Annotated in this window: 19 protein-coding genes; 5 read left to right on the forward strand and 14 right to left on the reverse strand. The window is 67.8% G+C overall.

Annotation, left to right across the window (positions count from 1 at the left end; genetic code table 11):
• Positions 1 to 107: 107 nt before the first annotated feature.
• Positions 108 to 1,226 carry a PrpF domain-containing protein gene (locus tag Y706_RS0116065; protein ID WP_028277404.1) on the reverse strand — a complete coding sequence of 373 codons (1,119 nt, stop codon included), beginning with the start codon at positions 1,224 to 1,226 and terminating at the stop codon, positions 108 to 110.
• 241 nt (positions 1,227 to 1,467) lie between these two features.
• Between Y706_RS0116065 and Y706_RS0116070 the strand changes: the two genes are divergently transcribed.
• On the forward strand, positions 1,468 to 2,406 hold the full coding sequence (locus tag Y706_RS0116070) for a LysR family transcriptional regulator (RefSeq protein WP_028277405.1): 939 nt from the start codon (positions 1,468 to 1,470) through the stop codon (positions 2,404 to 2,406).
• Between the two features lie 18 nt (positions 2,407 to 2,424).
• Here the strand turns inward: Y706_RS0116070 and Y706_RS0116075 are convergent, their stop codons facing one another.
• Entirely contained in the window at positions 2,425 to 4,335 is a 1,911-nt protein-coding gene (locus Y706_RS0116075) for an AMP-binding protein (protein ID WP_028277406.1), read from the reverse strand.
• A gap of 187 nt (positions 4,336 to 4,522) precedes the next feature.
• Here Y706_RS0116075 and Y706_RS0116080 point away from each other — a divergent pair, with 187 nt between their 5' ends.
• The 4 genes from Y706_RS0116080 to Y706_RS0116095 all read left to right on the forward strand — a co-directional run bounded on the left by Y706_RS0116080 (position 4,523) and on the right by Y706_RS0116095 (position 8,799).
• Complete coding sequence (locus tag Y706_RS0116080; protein WP_028277407.1) at positions 4,523 to 5,182, forward strand: GntR family transcriptional regulator; 660 nt, start codon at positions 4,523 to 4,525, stop codon at positions 5,180 to 5,182.
• Complete coding sequence (locus Y706_RS0116085) at positions 5,175 to 6,695, forward strand: MmgE/PrpD family protein (protein WP_028277408.1); 1,521 nt, start codon at positions 5,175 to 5,177, stop codon at positions 6,693 to 6,695. The genes Y706_RS0116080 and Y706_RS0116085 overlap by 8 nt, the downstream gene beginning before the upstream one ends.
• Positions 6,695 to 7,597, forward strand: a complete 903-nt coding sequence (prpB, locus tag Y706_RS0116090; protein WP_028277409.1) for a methylisocitrate lyase — start codon at positions 6,695 to 6,697, stop codon at positions 7,595 to 7,597. Before Y706_RS0116085 ends, prpB begins: the two co-directional genes overlap by 1 nt.
• A 62-nt stretch (positions 7,598 to 7,659) precedes the next feature.
• On the forward strand, positions 7,660 to 8,799 hold the full coding sequence (locus Y706_RS0116095) for a bifunctional 2-methylcitrate synthase/citrate synthase (protein WP_028277410.1): 1,140 nt from the start codon (positions 7,660 to 7,662) through the stop codon (positions 8,797 to 8,799).
• Between the two features lie 93 nt (positions 8,800 to 8,892).
• Here Y706_RS0116095 and Y706_RS0116100 read toward each other — a convergent pair whose 3' ends face one another.
• From Y706_RS0116100 to Y706_RS30315, 12 genes are all read right to left on the reverse strand, one after another.
• Positions 8,893 to 9,375 (reverse strand): 8-oxo-dGTP diphosphatase, encoded by a 483-nt coding sequence (locus Y706_RS0116100; RefSeq protein WP_028277411.1) that lies wholly within the window; start codon positions 9,373 to 9,375, stop codon positions 8,893 to 8,895.
• Between the two features lie 35 nt (positions 9,376 to 9,410).
• On the reverse strand, positions 9,411 to 9,806 hold the full coding sequence (locus tag Y706_RS0116105; RefSeq protein WP_028277412.1) for a hypothetical protein: 396 nt from the start codon (positions 9,804 to 9,806) through the stop codon (positions 9,411 to 9,413).
• 368 nt (positions 9,807 to 10,174) lie between these two features.
• Positions 10,175 to 10,738, reverse strand: coding sequence for an RNA polymerase sigma factor (locus Y706_RS0116110; protein ID WP_253906814.1), 564 nt, complete (start codon positions 10,736 to 10,738; stop codon positions 10,175 to 10,177).
• Positions 10,739 to 10,805: 67 nt separating this feature from the next.
• Entirely contained in the window at positions 10,806 to 11,756 is a 951-nt protein-coding gene (xerD, locus tag Y706_RS0116115; RefSeq protein WP_028277414.1) for a site-specific tyrosine recombinase XerD, read from the reverse strand.
• An 89-nt stretch (positions 11,757 to 11,845) separates the two neighbouring features.
• Positions 11,846 to 12,508, reverse strand: coding sequence for an NUDIX domain-containing protein (locus Y706_RS0116120; RefSeq protein ID WP_028277415.1), 663 nt, complete (start codon positions 12,506 to 12,508; stop codon positions 11,846 to 11,848).
• A 27-nt stretch (positions 12,509 to 12,535) separates the two neighbouring features.
• On the reverse strand, positions 12,536 to 14,329 hold the full coding sequence (locus tag Y706_RS25880) for a CTP synthase (RefSeq protein WP_043436300.1): 1,794 nt from the start codon (positions 14,327 to 14,329) through the stop codon (positions 12,536 to 12,538).
• Between the two features lie 100 nt (positions 14,330 to 14,429).
• A complete protein-coding gene (gene recN / locus Y706_RS0116130) occupies positions 14,430 to 16,166 on the reverse strand; it encodes a DNA repair protein RecN (protein ID WP_028277416.1) in 1,737 nt (578 codons plus the stop codon).
• A 3-nt stretch (positions 16,167 to 16,169) separates the two neighbouring features.
• Complete coding sequence (locus Y706_RS0116135; protein ID WP_028277417.1) at positions 16,170 to 17,207, reverse strand: NAD kinase; 1,038 nt, start codon at positions 17,205 to 17,207, stop codon at positions 16,170 to 16,172.
• Between the two features lie 22 nt (positions 17,208 to 17,229).
• Complete coding sequence (locus tag Y706_RS0116140; RefSeq protein WP_028277418.1) at positions 17,230 to 18,042, reverse strand: TlyA family RNA methyltransferase; 813 nt, start codon at positions 18,040 to 18,042, stop codon at positions 17,230 to 17,232.
• A complete protein-coding gene (locus tag Y706_RS25885) occupies positions 18,039 to 18,377 on the reverse strand; it encodes a hypothetical protein (protein ID WP_043436301.1) in 339 nt (112 codons plus the stop codon). The genes Y706_RS0116140 and Y706_RS25885 overlap by 4 nt, the downstream gene beginning before the upstream one ends.
• Before the next feature lie 9 nt (positions 18,378 to 18,386).
• Positions 18,387 to 19,376: an HAD-IIA family hydrolase gene (locus Y706_RS0116150; protein ID WP_028277419.1), complete on the reverse strand. Its 990-nt coding sequence runs from the start codon at positions 19,374 to 19,376 to the stop codon at positions 18,387 to 18,389.
• 4 nt (positions 19,377 to 19,380) lie between these two features.
• Complete coding sequence (locus tag Y706_RS30315) at positions 19,381 to 21,459, reverse strand: hypothetical protein (RefSeq protein ID WP_043436302.1); 2,079 nt, start codon at positions 21,457 to 21,459, stop codon at positions 19,381 to 19,383.
• Between the last annotated feature and the right edge of the window lie 328 nt (positions 21,460 to 21,787).

The following is a 21,787-nucleotide window of genomic DNA, read 5'->3' on the forward strand; positions in this document are numbered from 1 at the left end:
CCGCCAGTAGGATTCGGCGGCGGCGGGTTGGACGCGGGGCATCGTTGTCCCGGGTCTGGTCCGCAGCGACAGCGGTGCGGTGCTCAGTCTTGGTCATGATCGTCTCCTCAGCGGGTGGCTCCCGCGAGGGAGGCAGCGACGGGGCTGCCGGGGACCTCGGGGAGATGGATGATGGTTGTGGCGATGGTGCGGGCCGTACGGTCGACGCCCACGAGGAGCGTCCCGTCGTGCTCCTCGCTCCAGGTCTCGATGACCCCGGCGGGGGTGCGGAGCCGGAGCGTGCTCCCCAGGGAGTCGCCCGTGATGGTGTGCAGCACGGTGCCGGTGGTGCGGGCGGCCAGGGTCAGGGCGATGCTGCCGGTGATGGCCAGGGCCGGGTGGGGCTTGCCCATGGAGAGCATCATGACGTTGGCGTCGCAACCTGGGTCGGCCTGGGCGGGCGCGGCTACGATGGCGAGCTTGGGGATGGCCCGGGCCGCTTCGGCTGTTGTGCGGACCAGCCCCATCCGCACCGCCGCCTGCCGCCGGATCTGCTCCAGGGTATCCAGCTGCAGCTCCACTCCGGCGCGCCAGCTGTCGTACCTGGCCGGGTCCAGGCCCAGTTCTTCGGCGTTGACGATCACCACGGGCGCTCCGGCGTCGACCATCGAAACAGTCCAGCGGGTTCCGCCGGCGGTGAGGGTGTCAGTGGCCGCTCCGGTGGGCAGCAGCGCACCGGTGGTCCTGCCGGCAGGGTCCTGGAAGCCGAGCCCCACAGCGTGGCCGGGGAAGGGTACGCCTGGCATCCGGGCGTCCGGAACGGAGGCCAAGGCTCCGGCAGGGGTGGCCACGCGCTGGACGATGATTTGGTTGGTGTTGGTGTTGCGGGTGACGATCCGGGTGACGTCTCCGTTGGGGAGCACCCAGCCCTTCTCGATGGCGTACAGACCCACCACCGCCGAGCCGTTCCCGCAGTTGCTGCCCCAGTCCACCGCGGCCTCTTCGACGCCCACTTGGGCAAAGGTGTACTCAACGTCGACATCCCCACTGACGGGCCGGTGCAGGATCACGGCCTTGCTGGTGGTCGAGGTGGCGCCGCCGACGCCGTCGATCTGGCGCGGATCCGGGCTGCCGAACAGCCGCGGCAGCAGCACATCGAGGCTGGTGCCGCCCGCCTGAAGATGCTCCGCTTCGAACACCCAGCACTTGCTGGTGCCTCCGCGCATCCATTGGGCTTCGATCTTCATGGTGTTTCCCGCTTCTCCTCGTGCCTCAGACTTGAATGAGGACCTGAAAAGAGATTGAGCCAGATCACAACTTTAGACAATGTTGGATTTTTTCAGAGGGATGTAGGATTGCTTAACTCATAGAGCGCTGAAGGATTATTCCCCAGCTGCAAAGCGTCTGTTGCCAGGAAAAGTGCTCGAAGTCCTCAAGGGAGGCCTGGTCCCGGCAGGGAATGAACCAAAGGCGAAGGAGGGTGAAGCATTGCTAAAGGACGAAGGCCAGGATTTGTTCGATATAAGGCGGCTGGCGCTTTTGCTGGAGGTGGTGGAGCAGGGCTCGATCACCGCGGCGGCCGAGTTGATGATGTACACGCCCTCGGCCGTCTCCCAGCAGCTGCGCAAGCTCGAGCAGGAGGTGGGGCAGCCTCTGCTCACCCGTCGCTCCCGCGGGGTGGTGCCCACCGAGGCCGGCCAGGTTCTGGCCGGCCACGCCCGCAAGATCGTCTGGCAGATGCAGGCAGCCCGGTCCGACCTGGGCCAGATTGCGGGCCTCAGACGCGGTTCCCTGACCGTGGGTACGTTCCCAACCCTGGCCGGATCCTTCCTGCCCATCGTCATCCGGACCTTCAAAAAGCGCTACCCGGCCATCAGCCTCTCGTTGCGCAGCGCCCGCTTCGATGAACTCGTCGCAGATCTGCAGTCCGGCGTCACGGGTCTGTGCCTGCTCTGGGATTACCCCTGGAACCCGTTCCGGGACGATTCCATCCGCGTAACCGAGGTCTTCCGGGAGAGCACCGTCATCCTGGTGGCCCGCAGCCACCCACTCGCAGAGCGCGAGCAGGTAAGCATGGAAGACCTGCGCAACGAGTCCTGGATCGTGCGCGCCGAGGCCCACCCCGTCGTGGAGGTGCTGCAGCGTTCCGCTCACGACGCCGGATTCGAACCGGAGATTGCCTTCCTGGCCAACGACTACCAGGAGGCCCAGGCCATGGTCAGCGTGGGAATGGGCGTGGCTATGGTGCCCAAGACCGCCGTGGCACTTCAGCATCCCGACGTGAAGGTCCTGAGCCTGGGTTCCGCTGCCCCGCTGCGGAGGATACTGCTGGCGCAGCGGGAGGACAAGGTCTATGCCCCGGCCGAGGTGGCCTTCCACTCCACCCTGTTGGAAATCGCCCGCGAACGGGCCGGCGACTATCACTAGACCACGAGGCTGCTCCGGTCACTTCGCAGGGCCGGGGCGCAGGGTGTCGAGCAGCGCGTCGATTACGCCGGCGTCCTCGATCGTGGAGGGCACCACGTAGGTCTCGCCGTCGGCGATCTGGCGCATGGTCTTGCGCAGGATCTTTCCCGAACGGGTCTTCGGCAGGGCGTCCACCACGGTGACGTGCTTGAAGTCCGCCACGGCCCCGATGTCGCGCCGGACCAGGGCGATCAGGTCCTTGACGAGGACGTCCTCGGGCACGTCAACCCCGGACTTGAGGACCACGTAGCCGCTGGGCCGCTGGCCCTTGAGCGGGTCGGCGAGGCCGATCACGGCGCATTCGGCAACTGCCGGGTGCTGACCGATCACCTGTTCCATGGCGCCGGTGGAGAGCCGGTGTCCGGCGACGTTGATGATGTCATCTGTGCGGCCCATGACGAAGACGTAGCCGTCCTCGTCCCGGTAGCCCGAGTCACCGGTGGCGTAGTAGCCCTCAAACGCCTGGAGGTAGGAGGAAATGTAGCGGTCGTCGTTGCGCCAAAGCGTGGTCAGGGTGCCAGGCGGCAGCGGCAGGCCCAGGACGATGTTGCCTTCCGTGCCGGCCTCGACGTCCCCGCCGGCGCCGTCGACGACGTTGAGCCGGAAGCCGGGCATCGGGACGCTCGGCGACCCGGCCTTGATCGGCAGTCCGCCAAGGCCGCGGGGGTTGGCGCAGATGGCCCAGCCGGTCTCCGTCTGCCACCAGTGGTCGACCACCGGAACACCGAGCACCCGGGAGGCCCAGTGGAAGGTATCGGTGTCCAGCCGCTCGCCGGCCGCGAACAGGGTCCGCAGGCTGGCAATGTCGTATTTGTCCAGGAAACGGCCCTCAGGGTCGGCCTTGCGGATGGCCCGCAGCGCGGTGGGCGCGGTGAACAGCACGTTGACCTTGTGGTCCTGGATCACCCGCCAGAACGCGCCGGCGTCGGGCGTCCCCACCGGCTTGCCCTCGTACAGCACCGTGGTGGCGCCGGCCAGCAGCGGACCGTAGACGATGTAGGAGTGGCCCACCACCCAGCCGACGTCCGAGGCGGTCCACATGACGTCGCCGGGACCGACGTCGTAGAGGTTTTCCATGGTCCATTTCAGGGCCACGGCGTGGCCGCCGTTGTCCCGCACCACGCCCTTGGGCGAGCCGGTGGTGCCCGAGGTGTAGAGGATGTACAGCGGGTCCGTGGCCTTGACGTCCACCGGCGCGGCCGCCTCGGCGGAGGCCATCTCGGTGTCCCAGTCGAGCCATCCGGGGTGCTCGGCCGCCATGGAGGCCACCGTCGAGGCGAAGCCGTCCCTGGCCTTGACCAGCACCGGGGTTCCGGCGGCGCCGGCGATACTGAGGGCCTCGGCGACGGCGGGCAGGTACTCAATCCGGCGCGACGGCTCGATGCCGCCGGACGCCGTCACCACCGCCGCGGGGGCTGCGTCGCGGATGCGGGCGGCAAGTTCCTTGGGGGCGAACCCGCCGAAGACGACCGAGTGCACGGCGCCGAGCCGTGCGGTGGCCAGCATCGCGATCACGGCCTCGGGGATCATCGGCATGTAAATCACCACGCGGTCGCCCTTGCCGACGCCGCTGCGGCGCAGGACACCGGCGAACCGGGCCACGAGGTCCGTCAGTTCCGCATAGGTATAGCTCTGCCGGATGCCCAACATCGCGGAGTCGTAGACCAGGGCATCCTGCTGACCCCTGCCCTGGGCGACGTGCCGGTCGAGGGCGTTGTACGACGTGTTCAGGACCCCGTCCGGAAACCAGTCGTAGAGCGGCGCCCGGCCCGTATCGAGGGCCTGCCGCGGTGGTGTCTGCCAGGAGATCCCTTCGGCGGCCTCCAGCCAGAACTCTGCGGGATGTTCCAGGCTCCGTTCGTAGGCGGCCCGGTAGCTCTTGGTGACCATGACGTACATCCTGTCCACGACGTTGTGATGCAGCCATGGTAAACCGGGGCGGACCGGCGACACAAGGGTCATGTATACACAACTCGGCTATTTGTTCACCACAGGCGGCAATTGCTGGGCAAAGAGCCGTCGCGTGTATACACTGATGATGTTCCATCCCGACACAGCCACCACCGAAGGAGGCAGGATGCGCGCCAGCGACAAGGCCTACGCGGCCCTGCGCGACGACATCATCGAATGGCGCCTCCTGCCCGGAACCGTGCTCGCGGAGGTGGAACAGTCGGCGCGCCTCGGCATCTCCCGCACCCCGCTGCGGGAGGCCCTCAGCCGGCTCACGGCCGAAGGGCTGACGACGACGGCGGGCGGCCGCGGCGTCGTCGTCACCGACATTTCCCTGGACGACATCGACGAACTGTTCGAACTGCGCGAAACCCTCGAGGGCAGGGCCGCCGCCCTCGCCGCCGAGCGCGGCGACCCCGCAACCTTCGATGCGTTGCGGCGCGAACTGCTCCAGGCCCCGGAACTGATCGGCGGACAGGATCCGGCCCTGCACGACTACTACGGGCTGGTCGGACGGCTGGACGCGGCCATCGACGCCGCCATCTCCAACGCCTACCTCGTCCAGGCCATGCGCAGCCTCCGCGTCCACCTCGTGCGCGTCCGCCGGCTGGCCGCCGACGACGCCGCCCGGCTTACTGCCGCCGCCGCCGAGCACGCGGCCATCGCCGAGGCGATCGCCGCCGGCAACCCGCGCCTGGCCGAGGCCGCCACCACGCTTCACCTGCACCGCAGTCTTTCGCACGTCAAAGCCACCCATACACCTCAGCAAAGGGAGCACCATGGTTAAGGAACACCACGTCCGCGTTTACAAGAGCGAAGAAAACCTGGGCCGCGAGGACCAGCTCGCCTACAAGATCGCCAAGGTCGCCGCTGATCCCGTGGAGGTCACCGATGAGGTCACCGACATGGTGATCAACCGGATCATCGACAACGCCTCGGTGGCGATCGCGTCGCTGAACCGCGCCCCGATCGTCGCGGCCCGGGCCCAGGCCCTCACCCACGGCCCCAGCACCGGCGGCAAGGGCGCCAAGGTCTTCGGCATCGAGGAACGTGTCTCCCCCGAATGGGCTGCCTGGGCCAACGGCGTCGCGGTCCGTGAACTCGACTACCACGACACGTTCCTGGCCGCGGACTACTCGCACCCGGGTGACAACATCCCCCCGGTCCTGGCCGTCGCCCAGCACGTCGGTTCCAGCGGCCTGGACCTGGTCCGCGGCATCGCCACCGGCTACGAGATCCAGGTCAACCTGGTCAAGGCCATCTGCCTGCACAAGCACAAGATCGACCACGTGGCCCACCTCGGCCCCTCCGCCGCCGCCGGCATCGGCACCCTGCTGGGCCTGGACGTCGAGACCATCTTCCAGTCGGTCGGCCAGGCGCTGCACACCACCACCGCCACCCGGCAGTCCCGCAAGGGCGAAATCTCCACCTGGAAGGCGCACGCCCCCGCGTTCGCCGGCAAGATGGCCGTCGAATCCGCGGACCGTGCGATGCGCGGCCAGACCTCCCCCGTGCCGATCTACGAGGGCGAAGACGGCGTGATCGCCTGGATGCTGGACGGCCCGGACGCCTCCTACACCGTGCCGCTGCCCGAGGCCGGCGAAGCCAAGCGGGCCATCATGGACACCTACACCAAGGAACACTCGGCCGAATACCAGGCCCAGGCGTGGATCGACCTCGCCCGCAAGCTCAACGGCGAACACCCCGAGGTCACGGACCCGGCCAACGTCGAATCCGTGCTGATCAAGACCAGCCACCACACCCACTACGTGATCGGCTCCGGCGCCAACGACCCGCAGAAGTACGATCCGACGGCCAGCCGCGAGACGCTGGACCACTCGATCCCGTACATTTTCACCGTCGCCCTGCAGGACGGCACCTGGCACCACGTTGACTCCTACGCCCCGGAACGCGCTGCCCGCCCGGACACCGTGGAACTCTGGCACAAGGTCAGCACTGTCGAGGATCCGGAATGGACCCGCCGCTACCACTCCCTGGACATCGCCGAGAAGGCCTTCGGCGGCACCGTGGAAATCACGCTCAAGGACGGCACGGTCATCACCGATGACATCGCGGTCGCCGATGCCCACCCGCTGGGCGCCCGGCCGTTCGCCCGGGAGCAGTACGTCAACAAGTTCCGCACCCTCGCCGCCGGCCTGGTGGCCGACGAGGAGATCGAGCGCTTCCTTGCCGCCGCCGCCCGGCTCCCCGAGCTCGCCGCCGGCGAGCTGGACCAGCTGAACATCCAGGCCGCCGACGGCGTGATCGACCTCGCCGGCGCCCCGAAGGGACTCTTCTAATGTTGTATTCGAAGGTCACACCTGAGCAGAAGCGGATCCGGTTCCGCGAAATCCTCGCCTCCGGCACCATCGCCCAGTTCCCCGGCGCGTTCAACCCGCTCTCGGCGCGGCTGATCGAGGAGAAGGGCTTCGCCGGGGTGTACATTTCCGGCGCCGTCCTCGCCAATGACCTGGGCCTGCCGGACATCGGGCTGACCACCCTCACGGAGGTGGCCACCCGCGCCGGGCAGATCGCCCGGATGACGGACCTGCCGGCGATCGTCGACGCCGACACCGGCTTCGGTGAGCCCATGAACGTGGCCCGGTCGGTCCAGGAACTCGAGAACGCCGGCCTGGCCGGCTGCCACATCGAGGACCAGTTCAACCCCAAGCGCTGCGGCCACCTCGACGGGAAGAACGTCGTGGACCTGGAGACCGCCACCAAGCGGATCCGGGCCGCGGCCGATGCCCGCCGCGACCCGAACTTCCTGATCATGGCCCGGACCGACATCCGCGCCACGGACGGGCTCGAGGCCGCCCAAGAGCGCGCCAAAGCGCTCGTGGAGGCCGGTGCGGACGCGATCTTCCCGGAGGCGATGAAGGACCTGGCCGAATTCCAGGCCATCCGGGATGCCGTTGACGTCCCGATCCTGGCCAACATGACCGAATTCGGCCAGAGTGCCTTGTTCACCGTGGAGGAGCTGGCCGGCGTCGGCGTCAATATGGTCATTTATCCGGTGACGCTGCTCCGTAGTGCCATGGGTGCTGCGGAGCGTACTCTGGAATCGATTAAGGCCGACGGAACCCAGGAGGCACAGGTTGGAAGCATGCTGACCCGTGCGCGTTTGTACGATCTCGTTGATTACGAGGCTTACAACCGTTTCGATACCGGAGTCTTTAATTTCCAGATCCCCGGTAAGTAAGCCCCGCATAGAACCTCCGGCACGTGCCGGTATACAGGCGTTAGGAACAAAGGAGTTTCAGCATGGCTGAACAGGACATTAAGAAGGGCCTCGCCGGCGTCGTGGTGGACTACACCGCGGTCTCCAAGGTCAACCCGGACACGAACTCGCTGCTGTACCGTGGCTACCCCGTCCAGGAACTGGCTGCCAAGTGCAGCTTCGAGGAAGTCGCGTACCTGCTCTGGAACGGCGAGCTGCCCGACGCGGAGCAGCTGGCGGAGTTCACCGCCCGGGAACGCGCCGGGCGCGCCCTGGATCCGGTCGTCAAACAGGTGATTGACGCGCTGCCCACCACCGCGCACCCCATGGATGTCTGCCGGACAGCCACGTCGGTGTTGGGTGCCCGGCACCCCCTCGCCGAGGACGCCTCACGCGAAGCCAACCTGGCCAAGGCCATCGATCTGTTCGCCGCGATGCCGGCAGTGGTGGCCTACGACCAGCGGCGCCGGCACGGCCAGGACGTGGTGGAACCCCGCGAGGATCTGGGCTACGACGCCAACTTCCTCTGGATGACGTTTGGTGAGGAAGCCGTCCCCGAAGTAGTCGACGCGTTCAATGTCTCCATGATTTTGTACGCCGAGCACTCCTTCAACGCCTCGACCTTCACGGCCCGGGTCATCACCTCCACGCTCTCGGACCTGCACTCTGCCGTGACCGGCGCCATCGGGGCACTCAAGGGTTCGCTGCACGGCGGTGCCAACGAGGCCGTCATGCACACCTTTGACGAGATCGGCATCCGGCCGGAGGAGTCCCTGGAGGACGCCCACGTCCGGGCCAAGGCCTGGATGGAGGACGCCCTGGCCCACAAAAAGAAGGTCATGGGCTTCGGCCACCGCGTCTACAAGCACGGCGACTCCCGGGTGCCCACCATGAAGTCGGCGCTGGACAAGATGATCGCGCACTATGGCCGGCCGGAGCTGCTGGGCCTCTACAACGGGCTCGAGACGGCGATGGACGAGGCGAAGGGGATCAAGCCGAACCTCGACTATCCGACCGGACCCACGTACCACCTCATGGGCTTCGACACGGCCACGTTCACCCCGCTGTTCGTCGCCAGCCGCATCACGGGCTGGACGGCGCACATCATGGAGCAGCTGGATTCGAACTCCCTGATCCGCCCCTTGAGCGAGTACAACGGCGTCGAGGAACGGCACCTGGCGTAGCAGGGCTTCCTGCGGGACGCGCGGGCGCGGACAGCCGGCACGGGCCGGCCACCTATTCGTAGGTGGCCGGCCCGTGCTGTTTGCCCGCGGACTTCAGCGTCGCGGGATGCGGACCGACGCAACGGTCTCGTTGTCCTCGTTGAGGACCACGACGACGTCGATCGTTTCGCCTGCCAGCGCCGGAGGCAGCCAGTGCCCTGCATCCTGCCACATCCGCTCCAGCGGCAACGCCGCGGAGTCGAACCATTCGGGCGTGATTTCGGGGCTCTCGGCGGGTTCGCCGTGCCACCGCCGGGTGGTGAAGAGCCGGCACGACATGTTCCAGTCGGGCCGGGCCGGAAAGATGAACTCGACAACGCCGGCGTGGGCCAGGTCCTCTTGGAGCACTATGATCCCGGCTTCTTCCCAGACCTCGCGGACCACGGCCTCGGCGTCGCTCTCCCCCGGCTCCACGTGGCCGCCGATTCCCACAATCTTGCCGATGCCAAAGCCGGTCCTCTTCATGCCCAGCAGCACCTCGGTGCCGCTCTCCGCATCACGGAGCGGGAAGCAGAGAGTGACGGGCGTGAGCTTCATGTGCTCAACCCTATAGCTGCCGCAGGCTGCCGGCGCTATCCGGCGGCCGGGCCGTCGCCGACAAGCTGCTGCCTCAGTTCGACTGGTATCCCCTTCTGCGCGAATTCTTTGTCCATGGCCTGCTGCGGCGTGAGGCCCTGGTTGTTCGTGGCTTGGAACTCCCAGTTGTAGACGCTGGACCACTCCTGCCGGACATCGCAGAGGAATCGGCCGTTCTGCAGTTTGGCGATCTTGAACCATGCGTTGCCGCCATCGAGCTGGAGTGCCCGGATCCCGTCACCGGAAATGGAGTAGGCGAGCCATCCGCCGGCGCAGCCCAGCACCGTGTAGTAGCCCTGTTCGGCGGGGGCAATCGGGATGATCGCCCGCTGCTGGTCATTGCGCTGCTGGTCAATGTTGGCCAGGGTGCATGCGACCCCGCCGGTGCTCAAAGCGGCAGGACTCGCTTTCGTGGGAGACGACGGGGCGGCTGGTGAGGCAGCGGACGGGGTTGGGGACGACGGCAATGGGCTCGCGGAGACAGTCGGGGCCGGGATGCCCGTCTGGGCAGGCCCCGGTGCTGGTTGGGGCATCAGATTGCCGCCGACAACCACCGCGCCAACGATGGCTGCAGCGGCCAGTACAGTCGCGGCCGCAGCCCGCACCGCATTGCGTCGTGCCGGAGTGCGCCCTGCCAAAAGGACGACATTCGGATCCGTAGAAAATACGATTGAGCGGGCAGAGTCGCTTCCGGACTCTGCTCCCGGCGCTCCCACCCGAGGTTTTGCATCCCTCATGAGCTGTTCGATGCGGTCCATGGCTAGTCCTTCCGTTCGGTCATGAGATGTGAGGGGGCAGCTTTCGCGAACGCCCGGCGGGCCCGGTGCAGGCGAACCGCAGCGGCGGATGAAGAACATCCCAGCGTCTGCGCCAGTTCAGCGATGGTCAGCTCGTCCCAGTAGGAGAGCATGAGGACTTCGCGGTCCCGCTCCCTGAGCTGCACCAGCACCTCTGCCACGGCGGCTCGTTCTTCATCGTTTGACCCGGGAGCTTGGCTGCGGACATCGTCTTTCAGCCTTTCGACCAGTTCCTGGCGGCGACGGCGGCCCTTGTACTCATTGCCGACCACATTCCGGGCCGTTGCCAACAGCCAGCCAATGCCGGGCGGTTCCGCCAGCTCCTTCTCCCAGGCAATTCTGAAGACGTCCGCGGCCAGTTCCTCGGCGCGGTGCCCGTCACTGATACGGCAGGCAATGTAGCGGTAGACCCGCGCGGAGTGCTGGGTGTGCAGATCAATGAACGCTTGCTCTTTGGCAGCCAACATGGTGGTTCCCCCGGACATCGATGACTTCTTCTTGATGTGTAAGTGTCCAGTGAACGGCATTTCCTTACACAGGCCCGCAAAAAAGTTCGCCGTAACCGGCGCGGTGCGGGGACCGGCGGACTATGCCTTAGCCCAGGGCGCGCGGGTGCGCGGCGGCGTAGATCTCCCGCAGCGTATCGGCCGTCACCTGGGTGTAGACCTGCGTGGTGGTCACCGAGGCGTGCCCCAGCAGTTCCTGCACCACCCGGACGTCGGCGCCGCCCTCCAGCAGGTGGGTGGCGAAGGAGTGCCGCAGCGTGTGCGGCGAAACGTCCTTGGTGATGTGGGCCCTGTCCGCCGCCGCCTTCAAAATGGTCCAGGCGCTTTGCCGGCTGATCCTGCCGCCGCGGGCGTTGAGGAACAGGGCAGGGGTGCCCTTGCCCTTGGCGGCCAGCAAGGGCCGGCCGCGGACGAGGTAGGCGTCAAGGGCTCGTGCCCCATAGGATCCGAGCGGGACGAGGCGTTCCTTGGAGCCCTTGCCGAAGAGCCTGACGATCGCGGGCCCTTCGCCGGCATCGGACCCGCCGGAGGTATGCAGGGAAATGTCGTCAACGTCCAGGCCCACGGCTTCGCTGATGCGGGCACCGGTGGAATAGAGGAATTCGAGCAGCGCGCGGTCGCGCAGGCCGGTAGCCGTGTCCGTGCCGGCCGCCTCGAGGATCCGGGTGACCTCGTCGACGCTGATGGCCTTGGGCAGCCGCTTGCCGGGCATGGGCGGGTGGACGTCGCTGGCCGGGTCGGTGGACGTGATGCCTTCGAGGGCCCAGAACTTGTGGAGTCCGCGCACAGCCACCACCGTCCGGGCCGCCGAGCGGATGCCCAAGGCGGAGCCGCCGTCGGACCCGTCGGAGAGCGCCTGAACGAAGGCTGTGACGTCGTGCCGGGTGATCTCCGCGGGGCGTTCCCGGCCCGCGTGGGCCAGATGCCTGGCGTAGCGGGCCAGGTCCCGCCGGTAAGCGGAGAGCGTGTTGGCCGCGAGGCCCCGCTCCACGCCCATGTGCTGCAGGTAGTCAGTGATTGCGCGGTCGATCGCCGTCAACGCCCTGGCGGGCGGGCGTTCAGGAGCGGCTGCCTGCGCCGGGGCCGGAAGCTGCGCCGGGGCCGGCGGTTCGGCGATCAGCGGCTCCACTAGCGCTGGCTGGGATGGGCGGGCCAGGGCGCGTCGGCCGGGCGGAGGCTTTCGAAGTTGCCCGCGCGGGCGGCGGCAGCAGCCAGGACGCCGACGACGGCGGACGGGTTGTGGAGGCGGCCGTCAAGGACCGCCCGCACGGCCTCATCCAGCGGGGTCCAACGCAGTTCGATTTCGGCTTCCTCGTCGGTGCGGACGTGCCGCTCATGTCCCGGCACCTCACTCAGGCCGCGGGCCAGGTAGATCCGGATGGCCTCGCTGGAGGATCCCGGGGAGTTGAAGAAGTCCGCCAGCACGTTCCAGCGGTCCGCGACGAGGTCCGCTTCCTCGGCCAGTTCGCGGGCGGCCCCGACGACGAAGTCCTCCCCTTCGACGTCCAGCAGCCCGGCGGGGATCTCCCAGAGATCCATGCCGACGGGGTGCCGGTACTGCCGGAGCAGCAGCACGTCGCCGTCGTCGTTCATCGGGAGAACCGCCACCGCGCCGGGATGGTCGATATAGTCCCGGACCAGGGTGTCGCCGTCGTCGTTGAGCTGGAAACTGTCGCTGACGACGTCCCAGATCCTGCCCTCGTACACCTTCCGGGACGACAAAAGACGGCGCGGGCTCGGCTCATCCGAAACCTGCCGTGCAGCATTGGGGGTCTCAGACATACCGGGCATCGCGCCGTCCTTTGATTCAGTTGGAAATTACTTGGACACTGCTGCCGACGAGGGCTTGGGCGCAGGTGCCGGGGCATCGGCCTTTGCACTCGGGCTGCTGCTGGCAGCGGGCGCAGCGTCGCCGGCCCGCTGGTGGCCAAGGGCAGCCTCAATCAGGCCCGCGAACAGCGGGTGCGGGCGCGTGGGCCGCGAGCTGAGCTCGGGATGCGCCTGCGTGGCCACGTAGTACGGGTGGACGTCGCGGGGAAGTTCCACGAACTCGACCAGCTTGCCGTCGGGCGACGTTCCGGAGAACGACAGGCCCTTGGCGGCGATCTGATCGCGGTACTTGTTGTTGACCTCGTAGCGGTGGCGGTGCCGTTCGCTGACCTTGGTGGCGCCGTAGGTCTCGGCGACGACGGAGCCTTCGTCGAGCTTGGCTTCGTACAAGCCCAGGCGCATGGTGCCGCCAAGGTCGCCCTTGCCGTCAACGATGTCCAGCTGCTCTTCCATCGTGGCGATGACGGGGTACTTGGAGTCCGGCTCGAACTCGGACGAGGACGCTCCCTCGAGGCCGACTACGTTGCGGGCGTACTCGATCACCATGCACTGCAGGCCCAGGCACAGGCCCAGGACCGGGAGCTTAGTTTCGCGGGCGTACTTCAGGGCGCCGAGTTTGCCTTCCAGGCCGCGGATGCCGAAGCCGCCCGGAACGCAGATGGCGTCGACGCCGGCCAGGGACTGCACGGCGCCCTCGCGGGTTTCGCATTCGTCCGAGGGGACCCAGCGGATCTTGACCTTGGTGTCGTTGGCGAAGCCGCCGGCGCGCAGGGCCTCCGTGACGGACAGGTAGGCGTCCGGCAGGTCGATGTACTTGCCCACGAGCGCGATCTCAACTTCGTGCTTCGGGTTGTGGACGGCGTCGAGCAGCTTGTCCCAGCTGGTCCAGTCCACATCCTTGAACGGCAGGTCCAGGGCGCGGACGATGTACGAATCCAGGCCCTGGGAGTGCAGGGTCTTCGGGATGTCGTAGATGCTCGGTGCGTCCGGGCAGCCGATCACGGCGTCGATGTCGACGTCGCACATGCGGCCGATCTTGTCGCGCATCGGCTGCGGGACTTCGCGGTCCGACCGGATCACGATTGCCTCGGGCTGGATGCCGATGGAGCGCAGCGCGGCAACGGAGTGCTGCGTCGGCTTGGTCTTCAGCTCCTGCGACGGGCCGATGTACGGCACGAGGGACACGTGGAGGAAGAACACATTTCCGCGGCCGATGTCCTGGCGGACCTGGCGGGCGGATTCGAGGAACGGCTGGGACTCGATGTCGCCCACCGTGCCGCCGATTTCGGTGATGATGACGTCGGGGGCGTTCTTGCCCTCGGCGGGAAGCCGCATGCGCCGCTTGATCTCATCGGTGATGTGCGGGATGACCTGGACGGTGTCGCCGAGGTATTCGCCGCGGCGTTCCTTCGCAATGACGGTCGAGTAGACCTGGCCGGTTGTGACGTTGGCCGATCCTTCGAGGTTTTCATCGAGGAAGCGCTCATAGTGGCCGATGTCCAGGTCCGTCTCGGCGCCGTCGTCAGTGACGAAGACTTCGCCGTGCTGGAAGGGGTTCATCGTGCCCGGATCCACGTTCAGATAGGGATCGAGCTTTTGCATTGTTACAGACAGACCGCGTGCCCGCAGGAGGTGGCCGAGGCTCGAAGCCGTCAGTCCCTTACCGAGCGAGGACGCTACACCACCGGTGACGAAGATGTGTTTGGTCGTCTTGGACGAGCCCGGAAACCGGGAATTTACACGAGAGTTTGATCGCTGCACCACGGGGTTTGAGCTTATCATCAATTCGGCCTTCCACGGGTTCCTTGGCGGGATCCCGATGTGATTGTTGTCCTAGCAGCGGTCCCGCCGGGAGTCCCTGCGACGGTCCATTCGGGCCCGCCTAGCTTTGCGGGAGGAGTTTGGCGTCGTCCAGCAGCTCCTGGGCGTGGGCCTGGGCCGATTCGGAGTCCTCCTGGCCGGCCAGCATGCGGGCCAGTTCGCGGACCCGCTCGGCCTCGTCCAGCAACTGCACGTCGCTGGAGGTGAAGCCGGTGGCGGTAGCCCCGTCAGCGCCCCGCACGGAGGTCTTGGTAACCCTGATGTGCTGGTTTGCGAATGCGGCCACCTGCGGCAGGTGGGTCACCACGAGGACCTGGACGTGCTGGGCCAGCATCGCCAGCCGGCGCCCGATCTCGACGGCGGCACGGCCGCCGACGCCGGCGTCGACCTCGTCGAAGACAAACGTCGGGACGGGATCGACGGCGGCAAGCACCACCTCAATGGCGAGCATGACGCGGGAGAGTTCACCGCCCGAGGCGCCTTTGCCCAGCGGCCGGGCCGGCGCGCCGGAGTGCGGCTGAAGCAGGAAGGAGATCTCGTCGGCCCCGAACGGTCCCAGCTGGCCCGCGGACTCCACATTGATGACCAGGGTGGCATCGGCCATGGCCAGCGCCGTGAGCTCAGCGCTGACCCGCGCGGAGAGGTCCTTTGCGGCCTTGGTGCGGGCCTTGCTGATCCCGGCGGCCTTCTTCCGGAGCTCGGTTTCGGCCCGGGCGACCTCGGCGTCCAGCGCTTCGATCCGGGTGGAGTCGTCCTGGAGTTCCTCGTGCCGGGCCCGGGCCTCGTCCGCCCAGACCAGCACCTCGTCAATGCTCGGCGCGTACTTGCGGACCAGCTTGGCCAGCGCGGCCCGGCGGTCCTCGATTTCGGCGAGCCGTTCCGGACCCTCCGTGTCAAGGGCGGCCTGGTAGCTGGCGAGTTCAGCGGCGATGTCGTTGAGCAGGAAGCCGACCTCGGCCAGGCGTGCCGCGGCGGAGCCCAGCTCCCCGTCGTGTTCGGCAACGTGCTCCAGGGTGCGTTTGGCAGCGTCCACGAGGGTGGTCGCGTCGGCTTCTTCACCGAAGTCCTCGGCGATGAGCGCCTGGTGGGCGGTGCTGGCCGCGATCCGCAGTTCCTCGACGTTGGCCAGTTTCACGGCCTCGGCCTTGAGGGCCTCGTCCTCCCCCGGCTGCGGGTCCACGGCGTCGATCTCGGCCAGGGCTACGTGCAGCGACTCGGCCTCGCGGAGGCGTTCACGCGCGGCACTGCGCAAGGAGTCCAGCTCGCCCTGGCTGGCATGCCAGTGCGCGTAGAGGTCCTGATAGGCGGCAAGCGCGCCGGCAAGGCTCTCGCCTGCGAATTTGTCCAGGGCTCCGCGTTGCGCCACCGGGCTCTTGAGCCGGATCTGGTCCGACTGTCCGTGCACCACCACGAGGGTTTCGCCGATTTCGGCCAGCACCCCCACCGGCGCGGCGCGTCCGCCCAGATAGGCCCGGCTGCGGCCGTCGGCCCCGACGCTGCGGGCCAGCAGCAGTTCCACACCGCCGTCGAACTCCTCCACCTCGGCCCCGGCTTCCCTGGACCGCGCGACGGCAGCGTGGCCGGCGTCGAGCTTCAGCACAGCCTCCGCCGAGGCGCTCTTCGCGCCGCTGCGGACGGCACCGGCGTCGGACCTGGCACCGAGGAGCAGCCCGACGGCGGTAACCACCATGGTCTTGCCGGCACCGGTTTCACCGGTCACCACGCTGAGGCCCGGGCCCAGCGGCAGGGTGGCGTCGGTGATGACGCCGAGGTCGCGGATACGCAGTTCTTCAAGCATGGTTCACTTCTCGGTTGTGGGATCTGGCGAGGGATCGGGCGCGTCGGCAGTTCCCTCGTGGCGCGGCGAGGGAAGCGGCGGCATGGGACGGGGCGTGCGGATGATTGGGAGGGGGCCGGTGTGGATGGCCCGGGTTTGCGGCACGGGGCCGCGCCAGCCCTGGATGGGGAGCTGGAACTTGCGCACGAGCCTGCCGGAGAAGGGGGTCTGGTGTGTCCGGGCCAGGCGCACGGGCGTTGCGGAGCGGGTCACTTCGACGCGCGCGCCGGGCGGCAGATCCACCGAGCGGCGGCCGTCGCACCAGAGGACGCCCTGGGCGTCGGTGCGGTTCAGGATCTCGACGGCGAGCCGGGACCGCGGCGAAACCACGAGCGGCTTCGCGAAGAGGGCATGGGCGCTGATCGGCACGATCAGAAGGGCCTCGACCTCGGGCCACACTACGGGACCGCCGGCGGAAAACGCGTAGGCCGTGGAGCCTGTGGGCGTGGCCAGGACCACGCCGTCGCAGCCGAATGAGGTCAGGGGGCGTTCGTCGACTTCGGTGACCACCTCCAGCATCCGTTCCCGGTTGCCCTTTTCGATCGCGGCCTCATTCAGGGCCCAGGTGTGCCAGATCTTCTGGCCGCGGACCCAGACCTGGACGTCGATCGTCATGCGCTCCTCCACCGTGTAGTCACGGCTGGCGATCCACTCGACGGTCTGGGCGAGGTCGGCACGTTCGCTCTCGGCCAGGAACCCCACGTGGCCAAGGTTCACCCCAAGCAGCGGCACGTCGACTTCGCGGACCAGTTCGGCAGCCCGGAGGATAGTGCCGTCCCCGCCGAGCACCATGACAAGTTCCACCTCGGGCAGCTTCACGTGGTCGTGAAGGACCTCGACCGGATGGTCGAGCCGGCCGAAGAAGCGGACCATGTCCCCGAGCTCGTTCTCCTGCAGCACGGGGACCAGCCCGGATTCGTGCAGCAGCGCACACGCTTCCCAGGCAGCCTTGAGGGACTCCTCGCGCCCTGTGTGGGCCAGGATCAGGACACGCCTGCTCATCAGGTTCCGCCTTCTGGTGGTACTAGTGGTTCGGCCAGATTGTTCCGAGCAACGCAGCAACAGCTGCGTCCCGCTCCTCGATCTTAGGCGGGACTTCCGACATCGCGCGTTTTATCCACAGGAAGTATTCGACATTGCCGTCCTGGCCCGGCAGCGGGCTCTGGGCGAGGCCTGACAAGACCAGGCCCGCGTCCACGGCGGCGGCAGCCACCTTGCCCACGGCGAGCCGGCGTTCGCGTTCCGAGGTGACCACGCCGGTCCGGCCCAGCCGGTCCTTGCCGATCTCGAACTGTGGCTTGACCATGAGGACGAGGTCGCCGCCGGGCAGGGTGCAGGCCGCGAGTGGCGCCACCACAAGCGTCAGCGAGATGAAGGACAGGTCAGCCACCGTCAGGGCGGCCGGTCCGCCGATTTCCGCGGCCGCCATGTAGCGGACGTTGAGGCCTTCGTGCACGGAAACTCTGGAGTCATTCTGGATTTCCGGCACCAGCTGGCCGTGCCCCACGTCGACGGCCACCACGTGGGCAGCACCGCGCCGAAGCAGCACATCCGTGAACCCGCCGGTGGAGGCGCCGGCGTCGAGGCACCGTTTGCCTGCGACGTCGACGGCGGGAAAGGCATCCAGCGCGCCGGCCAGCTTGTGCCCGGCGCGGCTGACGTAGCCGTCCTCGGCCGAGGCCGTGACGTCCAGCGCGGCGTCCTCCGGGACCTGCAGGGACGCCTTGGCGAGGACCTCGCCGCCGGAGCTCACCTTGCCCTCGGCAATGAGCCGGGCGGCATGGGTCCGGGACCTGGCGAGCCCCCGGCTGACGAGTGCCTGGTCAAGCCGGCTCACGATCCCCCGTTCCCCGCGGCATGGATGCGGCGCGCCACGCCGGCGTGTCCGGCCACGTCTTCGTTCAGGGCCTCCAGCAGGGCATCATGCATGCCTGCATACACTTCGCCGTGCCCGGACACAGGCATTTGCCGCACGGCCCCGAGGCGGTCCAGGACAGCGTTGACAGCCGGATCCAGGACTGCTGCCGCATGTTCTGGTGCCGCATGCCCGGACAGCTCCGCCGGGAGCTGCTGCGTCGGCAGCTCGGGCCAGGCGACTTCGGCCGCAGGGGTCGGCGCCTCAGCCGGCTGTTCGTCTGGGGCCTGGTCCAGTCCCTGGTGTAGCTCGCTCATGTGTCCAGCCTAGTGATCGGACCACTCGAGGACCGGAGGCAGCGCGCTGGTCGTCTCGGGGTTTGCGGCCCACCAGGCCGAACAGGCGGCACGCCACGAATCGAGGTCGGCGGGGTCGCCGCTGATGTGGACCGACTGCCCCCGCACGATCGCCGAGGCCGTGCCGCTGCGGAACCGCCCGGCGTCGTGCTCTACGGCAGGGTATGGCGCGTACAGGCCGGTCAGGTCATTGATGAGGAAATCGGGGCGTTCCACAGACCGTGCTGCGAGGATCGATTCCCTTGTGTCCACTCCGGTCAGCACGGCGACGGTGGCGAAACCGGCGTTGTTGCCGCCCAGGATGTCGGTGTCCAGGCGGTCACCGACGACCAGCGGCCGGTCCGCCGCCAGCCGCTTGGCGGCCGTGTGGAACAGGGGGGCTTCGGGTTTGCCGGCCACGATCGGGCTCTTGCCGGTCGCGGCTGCCACGGCGGCCACGAGCGTCCCGTTACCGGGGGCAATTCCACGCGCCTGGGGAATGGACCAGTCCGTGTTGGTGGCCACCCACAGGGCGCCGCCGGCGACGACGTACGACGCCTCGGCGAGGTCCTTCCAGCCAAGTTCCGGACTAAAGCCCTGAACGACGGCGACGGGGTCATCCTCCGCGCCGCGGACGGGAACCAGGCCAACCAGTTCAATTTCCCGGGCAAGTGCGGCACTGCCCGTGATCAGCACGTGTGCCCCGGCCGGCAGCATCGACGCCAGCAGCGCTGCCGCCGCCTGCGAGGAGCTCACCACCTGGTGGTCCTCGGCGGGGGCGCCGAGATCGCGCAGGTGTTGGGCCACCTGTGCAGGGGAACGGGATGCGTTGTTGGTGACGTAGCCCAGCCCGACGCCCACCCCGGCCAGCCGGCGCAGCGACTCGACGGCCCCGGGAATGGCGTTGGGCCCGGCATAGACAACGCCGTCAAGGTCAGAGAGCAGGGCATCAAAGGTGGAGATCAGGGCGGTACCCGTCATGCGATTAGTCCTCCACACTTTCGTGCTGGGCCCGCTCTGAGTCAGCGGAGAGTTCCTGGTCCGCGTCATCGTTCAGTTCCAGGTCGGCCTCGGCGATCGCTTCGTCATCGGCTTCGTCCTCGGCTTCGTGATCAGCTTCGTCATCAGCTTCGTCGAGCACGTCGGATTCCACTGAATCCAGGTCGGACTCGGGGTCGTCAGACTCGAAGTAGTCGGCTTCGGCGTCGTCGCTGGCGAGCTCATCGCCCGCGTTCAAGCCGGCCACACCGGCTGCGGCGCCGGTGGCCTCTGCCGCCGCAGCGGCACCTGCGGCACGCGGTGCGCGCTCTTCGGTTCCGGCGTGCGTGTCGGCATGCTCCTCCGCCCGGAGGCGGCGCTGCCGTTCCTCCTCGCGGGCTTCTTCTTCCTCGTCCCAGCCGAGATCGATGATGTCGGGTTCCTCGTCAGCCCCGAGGCCCAGCGCGTTTTCTGCCACAGTGGCCTGGCGTTGCCATTTGGTGGCTTCGGCAGCGCGGCCGGCTGCCGTCAGCGCGTCAGCATAGGCACGGAACAGCCGGGGGCTGTAGGAAAAGGCGCGGTTGATGTCCAGCTGCGGGATTTCCAGTTCGGAAACCGCGGCGTCGAGCTGCCCGAGGTCGGTGCGGGCACCGGCTGCAACGATGGCCAGTTCCACCTTGCCGGGGGCGTCGAGATCCTTGGCTTCGTCGGACCGGGCCATGTCCAGTGCACGGTCCGGGCGGCCAAGGCCGCGTTCGCAGTCGGCCATGACCGGCAGGTGCATGTTGGAGCCACTGATCCGGCGGTAGGTCCGGAATTCCCGAAGGGCTTCACCATAGTGGCCGGCTGCGTAGGCGGTCAGGCCGACAGCTTCGCGGACGGACGCGAGGCGTCCGCCACGGCGGCTGGCTGCCAGGGCATGCTGGAAGGCAAGCTCAGGTTCCTCGTCCAGGAGCCGCCCGGCCATGACGAGGTGGCGGGCCACCCATTCGGCGCTGGTGCCTTCGAGGGTCTTGATCTGGTGCTGCGTGGCACGGTCAAGCTCCTTGCCCGTGACGTCCTCGTCGATCTGGGGTGAGCGCTCCCGGTCGGGGCGGTTGGCGCTGCGGAGGTCGCGGGCATTGGGCACGCGAACCGGACGGTCCTCGGGGCGATCGCGTCCATACTGGCGCGGGCCTGAGTCGCCACGGTCGAAGCCCCGTGCGGGACGATCCTCACGGGTGCCGAAGGGCTTGCGGTTCTCGCCGCTGCCGTAGGGCTTGCGGTCACGGTCGCCACCGCCGCCGAAGCTGCGCTGTCCGCCGCCCTCACGCGGGGCACGATCACCATACGGCTTACGGTCGCCGCCGCTGTACGGCTTGCGGTCACCATAGGACGGACGGCTGTCGCCGCCGAAGCTGCGCTGTCCGCCACCTTCACGCGGGGCACGATCGCCATACGGCTTACGGTCACGGTCGCCGCCGCCGCCGTACGGCTTGCGGTCACCATAGGACGGACGGCTGTCGCCACCAAAGCTGCGCTGACCCCCACCTTCACGCGGAGCACGATCGCCATAAGGCTTGCGGTCGCCACCGCCGAAGCCGCGCTGATCCCCGCCCTCACGCGGGGCACGGTCACCATAAGGCTTACGCTCACCGCCACCGCTGTACGGCTTACGGTCACCATAGGACGGACGGCTGTCGCCACCGAAGCTGCGCTGTCCTCCGCCTTCGCGCGGAGCACGATCACCATACGGCTTACGGTCGCCGCCGCCGCTGTACGGCTTGCGGTCACCATAGGACGGACGGCTGTCGCCACCGAAGCTGCGCTGTCCTCCGCCTTCGCGCGGAGCACGATCACCATACGGCTTACGGTCGCCGCCGCCGCTGTACGGTTTACGCTCGCTGTTTCCGAAGCCGCGCTGATCCCCGCCCTCACGCGGAGCACGATCGCCATACGGCTTGCGGTCACGGTCTTCCCTGGAACGGAATCCGCGGGGATCGCCGCCAGAGTTGCTGGTGCCGCGGAAAGGGACTCCATCGGAACTGCGTCCGCCAGAGTTGCCGTGGGCCTTGCCGCCGCGGTTGCCATCATTGTGCTCAGCCATGCTGGAGTCCTCCTGTTGTGAGCTGACCACTGGCGCAATCGCAGCCGCTCTGTTCCGTGTTTCGTTTCCTACGCAACCCGAAATCAAGCGCTTCGAAGTCCGTACATCTCCCCCAATTCTAGGCGAGCAACCCGCCACCGGCTAACGGCACCAGGTCAACGGGGGCCCGCGGTGGGAAGTCTCACAACCTCCTGCGGCACTTCTGTCGACGGCCGTCGGCTGGCGGGCAGCTCCCTCATCCATGGGTGGTCGACGGCGGCTGTGACGCTCCCTCACCTTGGGCGGGAAGTCCGGGGACGCTCCCTCAGGTTTGGCGGGATGTCCTGTG

Origin of the sequence: Arthrobacter sp. I3 (assembly GCF_000520575.1) — a bacterium.
GTDB classification, from domain to species: domain Bacteria; phylum Actinomycetota; class Actinomycetes; order Actinomycetales; family Micrococcaceae; genus Arthrobacter; species Arthrobacter humicola_A.